The sequence below is a fragment of the Mycobacterium sp. IS-3022 genome (assembly GCF_001500065.1).
Classification (GTDB): Bacteria; Actinomycetota; Actinomycetes; order Mycobacteriales; family Mycobacteriaceae; genus Mycobacterium.
In genome coordinates, this window is sequence record NZ_LQIN01000012.1 from 78,845 (window position 1) to 92,972 (window position 14,128).

The window sequence follows — 14,128 nt, forward strand, 5'->3', positions numbered from 1 at the left end:
ACGTAGATGTGCGATAAATGAGCAGAGTGCTTACAAAATACGAGAATTCGATTCTCACAGTCAAGAGGGGGTGAGCGTGTCCGAAGCCGAGTTCGAGAGCGTCTGGAGCGATCTTCAGGGCGTCCCGTTCTCGCAGGGCTACCTCGATGTCGGCGGAGTCCGCACCCGCTATCTGCACGCCGGTGAGACCGACAAGCCGGTGCTCGTTTTCCTGCACGGCTCCGGTGGGCACGCCGAGGCCTATGTGCGCAACCTCGAAGCGCACGCCGAACACTTCTCCGTCTGGTCCATCGACATGCTCGGCCACGGCTACACCGACAAACCCGGTCATCCGCTGGAAGTCCGTCACTACGTGGACCATCTGATCGCGTTCCTCGACGCGGTCGGGGCGCAGCGCGCCCATATCAGCGGCGAGTCGCTCGGCGGTTGGGTCGCTGCCCGGGCGGCGGTCGACCATCCCGAGCGACTGGATCGGTTGGTGCTCAACACCGCCGGTGGTTCGCAAGCCGATCCCGAGGTGATGAAGCGGATCATCACCTTGTCGATGGCCGCTGCCGAGGACCCGGCCTGGGAAACCGTCCAGGCGCGCATCAAATGGTTGATGGCCGACAAGTCAAAGGATTACGACGACATTGTGGCGAGCCGCCAGCGGGTGTACCGGCAACCGGGTTTCGTGTCGGCGATGCGCGACATCATGGCGCTGCAGGATCCGGAGATCCGTGAGCGCAATCTCCTGGGACCGGACGAGTACGGGTCCATCACCGCGCCGACATTGGTGGTGTGGACCAGTGACGATCCCACCGCAGACGTCGCAGAGGGCCGGCGGATCGCCTCCATGATCCCTGGTGCCCGCTTCGAGGTGATGCCGGGCTGCGGTCACTGGCCCCAGTACGAGGACCCGAAGACGTTCAATCGCCTACACCTCGACTTCCTGTTGGGGAAGTGATGGCGGAGCGAGTGGATGTCCTCATCGTCGGCGCGGGCCCGTCCGGCCTCACGCTGGCCAACATACTTGGGCTGCATGGTGTTTCGACGCTGGTCGTCGAGGAGCGCGATACGCTGGTCGACTACCCGCGCGGCGTCGGTCTCGACGATGAGGCGCTGCGCACATTCCAGTCCATCGGACTTGTCGAGCAGGTGCTGCCGCACACCGTGCCCAACCAGATCCTGCGGTTCTTCGATGCCAAGCGGCGGCTGCTGGCCGAGATGGCGCCACCGGATGCCCGGTTCGGTTGGCCCAAACGCAACGGCTTCGTACAACCGATGGTCGACGCCGAGTTGTACGGCGGCCTGGACCGTTTCGACCATGTCGAGGTCCGCTTCGGGCACCGCATGGAGTCGTGTGTCGAGACCGACGACGCAGTGGTGGTTCGGTTCGCCGGCGGACAGGCGCCCGTCACGGCTCGGTACGTGGTCGGTTGCGACGGGGGCCGCAGCGCGACCCGGCGCTTGATGGGCGTCTCGTTCGACGGCACCACGTCGTCGACGCGTTGGCTGGTGATCGACGTCGCCAACGACCCGCTGGGCCATCCGAACAGCGAAGTCGGCGCGGATCCGGTGCGGCCCTATGTGTCGATCTCGATCGCCCACGGCATCCGCCGCTTCGAGTTCATGATCCACCCCGAGGAGACCGACGAACAGGCCGATGATCCGGCGTTCGTCAAAAAGATGCTGGCGCAGCGGGTCCCGCATCCGGAACAGGTCCATATGATCCGGCACCGGGTGTACACGCATCATTCGCGCATCGCGAGTTCCTTCCGCAAGGGCCGGCTGCTGTTGGCCGGCGACGCCGCCCACCTGATGCCGGTGTGGCAGGGGCAGGGATACAACAGCGGCATCCGGGATGCGGCCAACCTCGGTTGGAAACTCGCCGCGGTAGTGACCGGGCAGGCCGACGACGCCCTGTTGGACACCTACGACGTCGAGCGCCGCAAGCACGCCAGGGCGATGATCGACCTCTCAACGCTGGTGGGCCGGGTCATCTCGCCGACGAATCGGCGGGTCGCCGCCCTGCGCGACCGCGTCATCCATGCCGCGTCGGTCGTGCCCACACTTAAGCGCTACATCCTCGAGATGCGGTTCAAGCCGATGCCCCGCTACCGAGAAGGCGCGGTAGTCCATGCCGGCGAGGACAATTCACCCACCGGCACACTGTTCATCCAGCCTCGTGTCGACACGCGCGCCGAGCAGAACGTGCTGCTCGATGATGTGCTGGGGCCCGGCTTCGCCGTGCTGTGCTGGAGCAACAATCTGCGGGCGATCCTCGGCGACAAGGCTTTCAACAGGTGGAAGGCGCTCGGCGCGACATTCATCGAGGCGCGGCCGATGACGCAGCTGCACTGGCCGGGGCACGACGACGCCGATGTGACGGTCGTCGGCGACAAGACCGGCGCCTTGAAATCGTGGTTCGACATCTACACCGACTCCGTGCTGTTTCTGCGCCCCGACCGCTGTATCGCCGGCGCCTGTATCGCCCAGCGCGCCGCCGAAGTCAGCGAGTCGATCTTCGACGTCTTTTGCCTGACCCAGGAAGGAGGCTCTGGTTCTCATGGGCACACTGGCCCTGTGCTGCATGTCGCACAGCCCGCTACTGAACCTTCCGGGACCGTCACGGGGACTCCTTGACGACATCGAATCCGCGCTGACCGAGGCCCGCCGGTTTGTCTGCGATTACGACCCCGAACTCGTCGTCGTCTTCTCCCCGGACCACTACAACGGGTTCTTCTACCGGACGATGCCGCCGTTCTGCATCGGGACGGCGGCTCAGGGTGTCGGTGACTACGGCACCCATGCCGGTGCACTGACTGTGCCCGCGGACCTCGCGACCGATTGCGCCCGAGCGGTTCTCGAGTCGGGTATCGATGTCGCGATCTCGGCCAGCATGGACGTCGACCACGGAACGGTCCAGCCGCTGCAGAACCTGTTCGGGGATGCAACGGCGCGTCCGATGATCCCCGTCTTCATCAACTCGGTGGCCACCCCACTCGGGCCGGTGCGCCGCGTTCGTGCGCTCGGCACCGCGATCGGCACCTTCCTTACGGCCCTCGACAAGCGAGTGCTCCTCCTCGGATCCGGCGGGCTGTCCCACGATCCGCCGGTGCCGACGCTGGCCACCGCCCCGGCCGCGGCACTCGAACGGATCGTGCACGGGACGCCGATGACACCGGAGCAGCGGCAGGCCCGGCAGGTCGCGGTGATGGACGCCGCCAAGGCGTTCGCACACGGGGACAGCCCGTTGCAGCCGCTGAATCCCGAGTGGGACGCCGCGTTTCTCGAGTTGGTCGACGCCAACCGACTCGCCGAGGTGGACGGCTGGTCGAACGACTGGATCGAGCGAGAGGCGGGCCATTCAGCGCACGAAATCCGCACGTGGATCGCGGCGTTCGCCGCACTCGCCGCGCACGGCCGGTACCGGACCGAGCAGCGGTTCTACCGGGCGGCGCCGGAGTTGATCGCCGGATTCGCAATCAGGACGGCGGTACTGGATGTCTGAGCACTTCGACCACGTCGTCGACGTCCTCGTCGTCGGCTCCGGCGGCGGGGGGATGACCGCGGCACTGACCGCCGACGCGTTCGGCCTCGACACGCTTGTGGTCGAGAAGGCGGCGCACTTCGGTGGCTCCACCGCGTTGTCCGGCGGCGGCATCTGGGTGCCCGGCGCACCGGCGCAGCGCAAGGCGGGTTACGTCCCGGACCGCGACGGTGTCGTCGAGTACCTACGCCGGATCACCGGCGGGCTGGTCAGCGACGCGCGGCTGCGCCAGTACGTCGACACCGCGCCGGAGATGATGGAGTTCCTGGAAAAGCTCAGCCCGTGGTTCGAATTCGTCTGGAAGCCCGGCTATGCCGACTACTACCCGGAACTGCCGGGCGGCTCCGAGCAGGGCAGCACGATCAACGTGCCCGCCATCGACCTGCGCAAGCTGGGTGACGAGGAGCAGCACCTGCTGCAGCCGCTCGCGATGGCGCCGAAGGGAATCTGGTTCGCGCCAAAGGATCTTCGGCTGTTCTATCAAGTCCGCCAGAACTGGCGGGGCAAAGCCGTGCTGGTCAAGTTGATCTGGCGGATGTTTCGGGCGCGGGTGTTCGGCGACCGGATGGCGGCCATCGGCCAGTCGCTGGCGGCCCGGATGCGGCTGGCGCTGCGGCAGCAGGACATCCCGCTGTGGCTCGACTGTCCGATGATCGAATTGATCACCGACGTGGACGGGACCGTGACCGGCGCGGTGGTCGAGCGTGACGGACATCAGCAGCGCATCGGGGCCCGCCACGGCGTGATCCTGGCCGCGGGCGGGTTCGACCACGACATGGAATGGCGCCGACAGCATCTGCCGGTGCTGGAAAAGGACTGGAGCTTCGGCAATCCGGCCGCGATGGGTGATGCGATCCGGGCCGGGGAGAAGGTGGGCGGCTCAACCGATCTGCTCGACGAGGCGTGGTGGTTCCCGGCGATCTGCTGGCCGGACGGCCGGTTGCAGTTCATGCTCAACGAACGCATGATGCCGTCGCAGTTCGTCGTCAACGGCGAGGGCAAGCGGTTCATCAACGAGGCTGCGCCCTACATGGACTTCGCCCACGCGATGATCGAAGGACAGAACGGCGGGGTCACGCACATTCCGTGCTGGTTGATCACCGACATCCGGTCGTTCCACCGCTATGTGGTCGCCGGGCACCTCCCGATTCCCAAGGTGCCGTTCGCGCCCGTGCCCACCGGCCGCAAGGTACCCAAGGCGTGGCTGGAGTCCGGTGTCGTGCAGGAGGGCGGCAGCTTCGAGGAGCTCGCGAGCAAGATCGGTGTCCCGCCGGCGCAACTCCGCCAGACCGCCGAGCGGTTCAACGAACTGGCGCGCAACGGCCACGACGACGACTTCAACCGCGGCGACTCCGCCTATGACAACTACTACGGCGACCCGACGCTGGCGAACCCGAATCTGCAGCCGCTGGGCAAGCCGCCGTACTACGCGTTCCAGATCATCCTCGGCGACCTCGGCACCTCCGGCGGGCTGCGCACCGACGAGCACGCCAGGGTGCTACGCGCCGACGATAGTACCGTCAAACACCTTTACGCAGTCGGCAATACGTCGGCTGCGGTGATGGGCCGCAGCTATGCGGGTGCCGGTGCGACCATTGGCCCCGCCATGACCTTCGGCTATGTCGCGGCCAAGCACATCGCCGAGCAGCTGTCCGACTCCGACGCCCCGGCCGGCCCCAGTACCGATTCGACACTCGATACACATCGGAAGGTAACCAAATGAAGATCTCGCTGTTCTACGAATTCCCGCTGCCTCGGCCGTGGAGCGAAGACGACGAGCACAAGCTTTTCCAGGACGGTCTCGATGAGGTCGAGCTGGCGGACAAGGCTGGTTTCTCGACGGTGTGGCTGACCGAGCACCACTTCCTCGAGGAGTACTGCCACTCCACCGCACCGGAGATCTTCCTGTCCGCGGCCAGCCAACGGACCGAGAACATCCGCCTCGGATTCGGCATCATGCACCTGCCACCGGTGGTCAATCACCCCGCCCGCGTCGCCGAGCGAATCTCGACACTCGACCTGATCTCCAACGGCCGCGTGGAGTTCGGCACCGGCGAGTCGTCGTCGGTCGGCGAACTGGGGGGCTTCGGCGTCGACCCTGCCGACAAGCGCGCGATGTGGGAAGAGGCGCTGGAGGTTTCGATCCGCTGCATGACCGAGGAGCCGTTCAGCGGGTTCAAGGGACAGCACATCGAGATGCCGCCACGCAACGTCGTGCCCAAACCGCTGCAGAAGCCGCACCCGCCCGTGTGGGTGGCCTGTACGCGGCCGGCCTCGGTCGCCATGGCTGCGCAAAAAGGCCTCGGCGCATTGAGTTTCGCCTACACCGGACCCGGTCCGCTGACCGAGCGGGTGAACGGCTACTACAAGGAGTTCGAGGAGAACGGCGCCCCCGTCACGCCCCAGATGAACCCGAACATCCTGGCGATCGGCGGGGACCTGTCGATGATGGTGGCGCCCACCGACGAACAGGCCATCGAACGGCTCGGCAAGGGCGGCGGCTTCTTCGCGTTCGGCATCATGCACTACTACATGACCGGCATGCACACCCCGGGCCGGACCGGAGTATGGAAGCGCCACCTCGAGGAGATCGAGAAGGACCCGAGCATCGTCTACGGACCCGACCGCGGGCCGATCGGCAGTCCCGAGACCGTGCGAAACTTCCTGCGCGGCTATGAGGAAAGCGGCGTCGACGAGCTGATCCTGCTGCTGACGCCCCGCCGCCACGACGAGACGATGGAATCCATCGAGCTGGTGGGCAAAGAGGTGCTGCCCGAGTTCATCGAGCGCGACGAGAAGGCCCGGGCGGAGAAGGCCAAGCGTCTCGAGCCGATCATTGAGAAGGTGGAGGCGCGCCGGCCGGCATCGCAAGCGCCCCTCTTCGACGAGAGCTACGCATTCGGCGGCCTGCCCACCGGCCGCCAGAACTACACGGCCAACGAAGTCTCCCTGGCGATGGACGAGATGAACGCCGGCATCGAGGCGGCTGCAGCGAAACTCAAGTCAGGAGAAGGCTGGACCAGCCGCAACCCGGACGCGGACGTGAGGAGCACGCCGTGAACGGCGACGCGAGGGGCAGCAAATAGACACCATCGACGCGACATGAGCCGTACTGACGAACTGTGGCGCTATGACGGGCGCCGCGTCGTCGTCACCGGATGCGCGTCGGGTATCGGTGCCCACGTCGCCCGGCAGGTCGCCGATCTCGGCGCCGAGGTGATCGGACTCGACATCAAACCGCCCGCCGAGGCCGTCGGCGAGTTCATCGGACTGGACCTGTCGGATGCGGCGTCGGTCGACCGGGCGGTCGAGGAGATCGGGGACCGGGTCGATGCGCTGTTCAACGTCGCCGGGGTGTCGTCGGGAATCAAAGATCCGCTGCGCGTCGTGGCGGTCAACTTCCTCGGCACCCGGCGGTTCACCGAGGCGCTGATACCGAAAATGCCGCCCGGTTCGGCGATCGCGAACGTGTCATCGCTGGCTGCCTCGGCCTACCGGGAGAACGCGCCGGTCACCGTCGGCCTGGTCGACACGGATTCGGTCGACGCGGGAATCGAATGGTGTAAACGCAATCCCGAGGCACTGGCCGACGGCGGCGGTTACCGGTTGTCCAAGGAGGCGATCATCCTCTACGGCATGGCCCACGTCGCCGCGTTGGGCGCCAAGGGGATCCGGATCAACTGCACCGCCCCGGGGGTGACCGACACACCCATCCTCGACCAGTTGCGCAATGCGTACGGCCAGGGGTTCCTCGACTCCTTCCGCACTCCGCTGGGCCGCGCCGCAGTACCCGAGGAACAGGCCAGTGTCCTGACCTTCTTGAACAGCAGGGCAGCCAGTTACCTCACCGGACAGGTGATCTGGGTGGACGGCGGCACGATGGGGGAGACGGACCTCGCGGGATCGGTGCAGCGACGATGAGAGGCGAGAATGGCTGAGACTTCTTCGATGAGCGACTTCCGCCGCGTCGCCGACGACGTGCGTAACTGGGGCCGCTGGGGGGAGGACGACGAGCTCGGCACCCTCAACCTCATCACGCCCGAGAAGGTGGCCGAGGCGGCGTCGCTGGTCAAGAAGGGCACGGTGATTCCGCTGGGCGGAGACTTCGGGTCGAACGGTCCGCAGGGAGCGTTTCAGTTCCGGCCCAACCCCACCCACGTGATGACGGTCGACGGCGGGGACGCGAACACGCTGGCGCGGTACGGTCCGCAGTGGCTGCGGAACTCGGTGGCGCATCAGGTCGGCGAGTTCTTTGTGGACAACCCGTTCCGCTTCAACGACGACATGATCGTGATGCCGTTGCAGGCGGCCACGCAATGGGACGCGCTTTCACACGTCTACTACGAGGACAAGCTCTACAACGGCTTTCCCGCGGACTCCGTGACCAGCTTCGGCGCCTTCCACTGCGGGATCGACAAGGTCGGCGTCAAGGGAATCACCTCCCGCGGGGTTCTGCTCGACGTGGTGAAGCATCGCGGAGCCGAGGTATTCCTGGAGCCCGGAAACCCGGTCACACCAGGCGAACTCGATGACATCGCCAAGGCGCAAGGGGTCACGATCACCCCCGGCGACATCGTCGTCGTACACACCGGATGGTGGACCAGGTTCCTGTCCACCGGCGACGGCGCAGAACCCGGTTCCGGGCTGCACTGGACATGCGCCTCCTGGTTGCACGACCACGATGTCGCGGCGCTCGCCGCCGACAACTTGATGGTCGAGGATCCCGACCCCGCCAACGGAGTCGAGGGCACGTTCCTGCCGATGCACATGGTCTGCCTGCGTGACATGGGCCTGATGTTCGGTGAGTACTGGGACCTCACCGGCCTGGCCGCCGACTGCACCGCCGACGGCGTCTACGAGTTCCAGCTGATCGCGCCGCCGCTGAAAGTCGTTGGCGCGGTGGGCGCTCCCGTCAGTCCGATCGCGATCAAGTAGTAGGTGAAACATGAGTGCACACACCGCGACCGGGAGCTTGCCGTTCGTCGTCGGACTCGGCGGCACCCTGCGGGCCAACTCGTCGACCGAGCGAGCGTTGCGCTGCTGCTTGGCGTCGGTCGAACAGCAGGGCGGGCGGACGCGGCTGTTCTCCGGTGAAGACCTCAACCTGCCGATGTACGCCCCGCACGAACTCGAGCGCACGCCAAAGGCCCTCGAATTGGTCGGTGCGCTGCGTGACGCCGATGCCGTCGTCGTCGGTTCGCCCGGCTACCACGGGGCGATCTCCGGGTTGGTCAAGAACGCGCTCGACTACATCGAGGACCTTCGCGAGGACCCCCGCGTATACCTGGACAACACGCCGTGGGGGTGCATCAGTTGTGCCTACGGCTGGCAAGCGGCGGTCGGCACGCTCGGGCAGTTGCGCTCGATCGGTCACGCGCTGCGTGCATGGCCGACCCCGCTCGGGGTGGCGATCAACTCCGCCGACCGGATCTGGGACGTGGACGGGCGGTTGGTGCACGACGCCACCCGTAACCAGCTGGACCTGCTCGCCACCCAATTACTCTCTTTCGCCAGCGCCGCCCGGGAGCCCGCATGAGTACTTCCGGCGGTTCTGCGGAACGCAAGTCCGTCCTGGTCGACGGGCTCGTCACGGGCTATCTCGAAGCGGGACAAGGCGATCCGGTGGTGCTGCTGCACGGCGGTGAGTTCGGGGCGGGCGCCGAAATCGGCTGGGAGCGCAACATCGCCGCGCTGGCCGAGCGCTACCGCGTGCTGGCCCTCGACATGCTCGGCTTCGGGGACTCGGCGAAGGTCGTCGACTTCAATGACGGCCGGGGCATGCGGATCCGGCACATCGCGCGGTTCTGTGACGTCGTCGGTGTCGAAACCGCGCACTTTGTGGGCAATTCGATGGGTGCGGTGAACCTGTTCGTCGATGCCACCTCTGAATCGCCGGTGCTGCCGGCGCGCAGCCTGGTGACCATCTGCGGCGGCGGTGAGATCCAGCGCAACGAGCATTCGGCCGCCCTCTACGACTACGACGCGACACTCGCCGGGATGCGCCGGATCGTCGAGGCGCTCTTCTACGACGCGTCCTATCCTGCCGACGAGGCATACGTGCGGAGGCGCTACGACGCCAGCATCGCGCCCGGCGCGTGGGAAGCGTTGGCCGCGGCGCGGTTTCGGCGTCCCGGCCTGGACGCGCCGCCGTTGCCGTCGAGCGAGCGGGCCTACGAGCGCATAGACGTGCCGACGCTTGTCGTCGAGGGCGGCGGCGACAAGCTGCTCCCGGAAGGCTGGGCGGCCGAGATAGCGGCCCAGATATCAGGTGGCCGTTCGGCGGTGATCGAGAACGCGGGTCACTGTCCGCAGATCGAGCAACCCGACGCGGTCAACGAACTGCTGCTCGGCTTCTTCGCCGAGATACACGAAGGGGTGGCGACATGACCGGCGAACTGGAAGGCAAGGTTGCGGTCGTCACCGGCGGTGCCTCCGGACTGGGCGAGGGCCTGGTGCGACGATTCTGTGCCGAGGGCGCCAAGGTGGTCGTCGGCGACATCGACCGCGACGGAGGTGCACAACTCGTCGCGGATCTCGGGGACCAGATCCGGTTCATCGAAACCGATGTGGCAGAGGTCGATCAGGTCACCCGATTGGTCACGACGGCCGTCGAGGAGTTCGATGGTCTGCATGTGATGGTCAACAACGCCGGCGTGTCGGGCAAGATGTTCCCGAAGTTCCTCGACGACGATCTCGCGGACTTCCATCAAGTGATGGCGATCAACGTGCTCGCGGTGATGGCGGGTACCCGTGACGCCGCCCGGCACATGTCCCGACACGGTGGCGGGTCGATCATCAACCTGACATCAATCGGCGGCATCCAGGCCGGTGGTGGGGTGATGACGTACCGCGCATCCAAGGCGGCCGTCATCCAGTTCACCAAGTCGGCGGCGATCGACCTGGCGCACTACGAGATTCGCGTCAACGCGCTCGCGCCCGGCAACATCCGGACCGCGATCGTGCGCAAATCGGCGGTGGGAGAGGACCTTCAGCGACTGGCGGAGTTCGAGGAGAAGATCCGCGCGCAGATGCGCAACGATCGGCCGTTGAAGCGGGAAGGGACCGTCGACGACGTCGCAGAGGCCGCCCTCTACTTCGCCGCCGACCGATCGCGGTATGTCACCGGAACGGTGCTGCCGATCGACGGCGGTACCAGCGCGGGCAAGGTGATCGTGCGCAAGCCAAAACCATGACCGCTTTAAATCAGTCGCTTGACTTAACCGGCTGGCGGCGGTTGACTGTGACCGTGACCACCGCCAGAAGTGTGCGCACCGAGCGAGCCAGCATCACCCGCGAAGCCATCCTGGCCGCCGCCGAGCGGCTGTTCGCCGAACACGGTGTGTACGCGGTATCGAACCGCCAGGTCAGCGAGGCCGCCGGCCAAGGCAACAACGCCGCGGTGGGATACCACTTCGGCACCAAGTCGGACCTGGTGCGGGCGATCGAGCAGAAGCACCGCGTCTCGATCGAGCGGTTGCTCACCCGCATGGTCGCCGGGATCGGGGACTCGACCGAACTGCGCGACTGGATTGCGTGCATGGTCTGCTCGCTCACCGAACACCTGGATCAGCTCGGGAACCCGACGTGGTACGCGCGGTTCGCCGCGCAGGCGCTGGCCGACCCCGCCTACCAGAAGATCGTCGTCAAGGACGCGCTGGCCTCACCGTCACTGCTGCAGGTCGTCGACGGCATCACCCGCTGCCTGCCCGACCTGCCCATGCCGGTTGTCGTCGAGCGCAACATCATGGTGCGCAACCTGATGATGCACACCTGCGCCGACTTCGAACGCGCCTTCGCCGAGGGCGCCGACATGCCCAGATCCACGTGGAGTTCGGTGGCATCGGGGCTCATCGACGCGATCGTCGGGTTGTGGCGGGCGCCGATCACGGAGCAGCCCTGAGATGAAAGTCGCTGTCGACCAAGACAAATGCGTGTCCTCCGGGCAATGCGTGCTCAACGCGAGCGACACCTTCGACCAACGCGACGACGACGGCGTCGTGGTCCTGCTCGACGACAGCCCCTCGGGCATCCAGGCCGAGAACGTCCGCAAGGCGGCCGCGGCCTGCCCCGCACTCGCCATCCACATCGAGGAGTGAGAAAGACACCCATGTCCGACACCTTGACCGGAACCCCAGACGTGTCCGCGGACATCCCCGAGTACCCGATGGAGCGCGACGCCCGCTGCCCGTTCGCGCCGCCGCCCCAGATGCTCAAGATGGGCGAGGCCAAACCGCTGTCGCGGGTGCGGATCTGGGACGGCAGCACCCCCTGGCTGATCACCGGTCACGCGGTGGCGCGCGAACTGTTCGCCGATCCGCGGGTGAGCGTCGACGACCGCCGCGAAGGGTTCCCGCACTGGAATGAACACATGCTGTCCACCGTGCACAAGCGGCCGCGCTCGGTGTTCACCTCCGATGCCGAGGAGCACACGCGGTTCCGCCGGATGCTGTCCAAGCCGTTCACCTTCAAACGGGTGGAGGGTCTGCGACCGGCCATCCAGCAGGTGACCGACGAGTGCATCGACAACATCCTCGCCGGCCCGCAACCCGCCGACATCGTCACCGGACTGGCGCTGCCGGTGCCCACGCGGGTGATCAGCGAGATGCTCGGCGTGCCTTACGAAGACCACGAGTTCTTCCAGCACCATGCCAACGTCGGCCTGGCCCGCTACGCCTCCGCCGAGGACGGCCAGAAGGGCGCGATGAGCCTGGCGAAATACCTGAGCGATCTGGTCAAGGCAAAGATGGAGAATCCGTCCGAAGACGCGGTGTCCGACCTCGCCGAGCGCGTCAACGCCGGCGAGATCAGCGTCAAGGAAGCCGCGCAGCTGGGTACCGGGCTGCTGATCGCGGGCCACGAGACCACGGCGAACATGATCGGCATCGGGGTGCTGGCGTTGCTGGAGAACCCCGACCAGGCTGCGCTGCTGCGGGATTCGGACGACCCGAAATTCATCGCCAACGCCGTCGAGGAGCTGATGCGCTACCTGTCGATCATCCAGAACGGCCAGCGCCGCGTGGCCGTCGAGGACATCGAGATCGCGGGCGAGACCATCCGAGCGGGTGAGGGCATCATCCTCGACCTGGCCCCGGCGAACTGGGATGCCGGCGCCTACCCCGAACCCGAAAAGCTCGACCTCGGCCGCGACGCCGGCCAGCAGCTGGGCTTCGGCTACGGCAGGCATCAGTGCGTCGGGCAGCAGCTCGCCCGCGCCGAGTTGCAGATCGTGTTCCGCACCCTGCTGCGGCGCATCCCGACACTGCGCCTGGCCGTCCCGATCGACGAGGTGCCGTTCAAACACGACCGCCTCGCCTACGGCGTCTACGAGCTTCCGGTGACCTGGTAGCCAGGCCCTTTTTTCACAGCCCGATTGGAGTGTCAACGATGTCAGCACATTCAACGACTCCCGCCCGCCCCCTGAGCACCACTCTTTATCCTCCCGAGGGGTTCGGTGCCCCCAAGCACCGAAAGGGCCACGCGATAGAGGAAGGCGTAACCGGATTTCCTGAGGGCACCGAGATCTTCTCTGCCGACAACCACATCTCGGTCGCCGACGACATCTTCTACGAACGCTTCCCCGAGGAGCTCAAGGGCGCCGCGCCGCGTATCTGGTACGAGGACGGCGCCTACATGGTCGGCATGAAGGGCAAGGCCTGGACCGGCGGCGATTTCGGCCGGGTGCTGATGCAGTACGACGACCTGGCCGGCGCCGCGTCCAACAACATCGAGGCCCGTGTCCGGGAGCTCAAAGAGGACGGCATCGACAAGGAGTTGGCCTTTCCCAACGCCGTGCTTGCGCTGTTCCACTACCCCGATAAGGCCTTGCGCGAGCGCGTGTTCCGGATCTACAACGAGCACATCGCCGATCTGCAGGAGCGCAGCAAGGGCCACTTCTTCGGCGTCGGACTGATCAACTGGTGGGACCCCAAGGGCACCCGCAGCACGCTCGAGGAGCTGAAATCGCTGGGCCTGCGGACGTTCCTGCTGCCGTTGAACCCGGGCAAAGACGACGAGGGCAACATCTACGACTACGGCAGCACCGACATGGACGCGGTGTGGGACGAAATCGAGGAGGCCGGTGTGCCGGTCAGCCACCACATCGGGGAGACGCCGCCCAAGACGCCGTGCCAACACAACAGCGTGGTGGTCGGCATGATGGTCAACGTCGACTCGTTCCGCGAACAGTTCGCCAAGTACGTGTTCTCCGGCATCCTCGACCGTCATCCGAAGCTCAAGATCGGGTGGTTCGAGGGCGGTATCGCCTGGGTGCCGACGGCACTTCAGGACGCCGAGCATATGTTCGCCTCCTACCGGCACATGTTCAACCACCAACTCGAACACCCCGTCCGGCACTACTGGGACAACCACATGAGCGCGTCGTTCATGGTCGATCCGCTCGGGTTGGAGCTAATCGACAAGATCGGCGTGGACAACGTCATGTGGTCATCGGACTACCCGCACAACGAATCCACGTTCGGGTACTCGGAGAAATCGCTGAAAACCGTCGTCGACGCGGTCGGACCCGAAGACGCCACCAAGATCGTCAGCACCAACATCAAGAACTTCCTGGGGATCTCGTGACCGTGGTGTCTGCGG

The 14,128-nt window shown here is 66.1% G+C and carries 14 protein-coding genes; all 14 read left to right on the forward strand.

Annotated elements, in window-relative coordinates; translation table 11 throughout:
- Positions 1-76: 76 nt before the first annotated feature.
- From AU188_RS09735 to AU188_RS09800, 14 genes are read left to right on the forward strand one after another with little or no spacing between them, the layout of a single operon-like run.
- Positions 77-946 carry an alpha/beta fold hydrolase gene (locus AU188_RS09735; RefSeq protein WP_502687601.1) on the forward strand — a complete coding sequence of 290 codons (870 nt, stop codon included), beginning with the start codon at positions 77-79 and terminating at the stop codon, positions 944-946.
- Positions 946-2,625, forward strand: a complete 1,680-nt coding sequence (locus AU188_RS09740; RefSeq protein ID WP_059163529.1) for a bifunctional 3-(3-hydroxy-phenyl)propionate/3-hydroxycinnamic acid hydroxylase — start codon at positions 946-948, stop codon at positions 2,623-2,625. The genes AU188_RS09735 and AU188_RS09740 overlap by 1 nt, the downstream gene beginning before the upstream one ends.
- Complete coding sequence (locus tag AU188_RS09745; RefSeq protein ID WP_082686590.1) at positions 2,549-3,493, forward strand: 3-carboxyethylcatechol 2,3-dioxygenase; 945 nt, start codon at positions 2,549-2,551, stop codon at positions 3,491-3,493. The genes AU188_RS09740 and AU188_RS09745 overlap by 77 nt, the downstream gene beginning before the upstream one ends.
- Positions 3,486-5,255 (forward strand): FAD-binding protein, encoded by a 1,770-nt coding sequence (locus AU188_RS09750; RefSeq protein WP_059163530.1) that lies wholly within the window; start codon positions 3,486-3,488, stop codon positions 5,253-5,255. Before AU188_RS09745 ends, AU188_RS09750 begins: the two co-directional genes overlap by 8 nt.
- Positions 5,252-6,592 (forward strand): LLM class flavin-dependent oxidoreductase, encoded by a 1,341-nt coding sequence (locus AU188_RS09755; RefSeq protein WP_059163531.1) that lies wholly within the window; start codon positions 5,252-5,254, stop codon positions 6,590-6,592. Before AU188_RS09750 ends, AU188_RS09755 begins: the two co-directional genes overlap by 4 nt.
- Positions 6,593-6,634: 42 nt before the next feature.
- Positions 6,635-7,453, forward strand: a complete 819-nt coding sequence (locus tag AU188_RS09760) for a coniferyl-alcohol dehydrogenase (protein ID WP_059163532.1) — start codon at positions 6,635-6,637, stop codon at positions 7,451-7,453.
- Positions 7,454-7,480: 27 nt separating this feature from the next.
- Positions 7,481-8,467, forward strand: a complete 987-nt coding sequence (locus tag AU188_RS09765) for a cyclase family protein (RefSeq protein ID WP_156426639.1) — start codon at positions 7,481-7,483, stop codon at positions 8,465-8,467.
- A 10-nt stretch (positions 8,468-8,477) separates the two neighbouring features.
- A complete protein-coding gene (locus tag AU188_RS09770; RefSeq protein ID WP_059163534.1) occupies positions 8,478-9,068 on the forward strand; it encodes an NADPH-dependent FMN reductase in 591 nt (196 codons plus the stop codon).
- Positions 9,065-9,919 (forward strand): alpha/beta fold hydrolase, encoded by an 855-nt coding sequence (locus AU188_RS09775; protein ID WP_059163535.1) that lies wholly within the window; start codon positions 9,065-9,067, stop codon positions 9,917-9,919. The genes AU188_RS09770 and AU188_RS09775 overlap by 4 nt, the downstream gene beginning before the upstream one ends.
- Entirely contained in the window at positions 9,916-10,725 is an 810-nt protein-coding gene (locus tag AU188_RS09780) for an SDR family NAD(P)-dependent oxidoreductase (RefSeq protein WP_059163536.1), read from the forward strand. The genes AU188_RS09775 and AU188_RS09780 overlap by 4 nt, the downstream gene beginning before the upstream one ends.
- On the forward strand, positions 10,722-11,432 hold the full coding sequence (locus AU188_RS09785) for a TetR/AcrR family transcriptional regulator (protein ID WP_082686565.1): 711 nt from the start codon (positions 10,722-10,724) through the stop codon (positions 11,430-11,432). The genes AU188_RS09780 and AU188_RS09785 overlap by 4 nt, the downstream gene beginning before the upstream one ends.
- 1 nt (position 11,433) lies before the next feature.
- Positions 11,434-11,628, forward strand: coding sequence for a ferredoxin (locus AU188_RS09790; protein WP_059163537.1), 195 nt, complete (start codon positions 11,434-11,436; stop codon positions 11,626-11,628).
- An 11-nt stretch (positions 11,629-11,639) separates the two neighbouring features.
- Positions 11,640-12,878, forward strand: a complete 1,239-nt coding sequence (locus AU188_RS09795) for a cytochrome P450 (RefSeq protein WP_059163538.1) — start codon at positions 11,640-11,642, stop codon at positions 12,876-12,878.
- 38 nt (positions 12,879-12,916) lie between these two features.
- Positions 12,917-14,113, forward strand: a complete 1,197-nt coding sequence (locus AU188_RS09800) for an amidohydrolase family protein (RefSeq protein WP_059163539.1) — start codon at positions 12,917-12,919, stop codon at positions 14,111-14,113.
- Positions 14,114-14,128: the final 15 nt, after the last annotated feature.

What these genes read in the sequence shown, in the direction of transcription:
- AU188_RS09760 (WP_059163532.1), top strand. Translation starts at nt 6,635, where the DNA reads ATGAGCCGTACTGACGAACTGTGGCGCTATGACGGGCGCCGCGTCGTC.
- AU188_RS09785 (WP_082686565.1), top strand. Translation starts at nt 10,722, where the DNA reads ATGACCGCTTTAAATCAGTCGCTTGACTTAACCGGCTGGCGGCGGTTG.
- AU188_RS09755 (WP_059163531.1), top strand. Translation starts at nt 5,252, where the DNA reads ATGAAGATCTCGCTGTTCTACGAATTCCCGCTGCCTCGGCCGTGGAGC.
- AU188_RS09770 (WP_059163534.1), top strand. Translation starts at nt 8,478, where the DNA reads ATGAGTGCACACACCGCGACCGGGAGCTTGCCGTTCGTCGTCGGACTC.
- AU188_RS09740 (WP_059163529.1), top strand. Translation starts at nt 946, where the DNA reads ATGGCGGAGCGAGTGGATGTCCTCATCGTCGGCGCGGGCCCGTCCGGC.
- AU188_RS09790 (WP_059163537.1), top strand. Translation starts at nt 11,434, where the DNA reads ATGAAAGTCGCTGTCGACCAAGACAAATGCGTGTCCTCCGGGCAATGC.
- AU188_RS09795 (WP_059163538.1), top strand. Translation starts at nt 11,640, where the DNA reads ATGTCCGACACCTTGACCGGAACCCCAGACGTGTCCGCGGACATCCCC.
- AU188_RS09765 (WP_156426639.1), top strand. Translation starts at nt 7,481, where the DNA reads ATGAGCGACTTCCGCCGCGTCGCCGACGACGTGCGTAACTGGGGCCGC.
- AU188_RS09800 (WP_059163539.1), top strand. Translation starts at nt 12,917, where the DNA reads ATGTCAGCACATTCAACGACTCCCGCCCGCCCCCTGAGCACCACTCTT.
- AU188_RS09745 (WP_082686590.1), top strand. Translation starts at nt 2,549, where the DNA reads ATGGGCACACTGGCCCTGTGCTGCATGTCGCACAGCCCGCTACTGAAC.
- AU188_RS09750 (WP_059163530.1), top strand. Translation starts at nt 3,486, where the DNA reads ATGTCTGAGCACTTCGACCACGTCGTCGACGTCCTCGTCGTCGGCTCC.
- AU188_RS09780 (WP_059163536.1), top strand. Translation starts at nt 9,916, where the DNA reads ATGACCGGCGAACTGGAAGGCAAGGTTGCGGTCGTCACCGGCGGTGCC.
- AU188_RS09775 (WP_059163535.1), top strand. Translation starts at nt 9,065, where the DNA reads ATGAGTACTTCCGGCGGTTCTGCGGAACGCAAGTCCGTCCTGGTCGAC.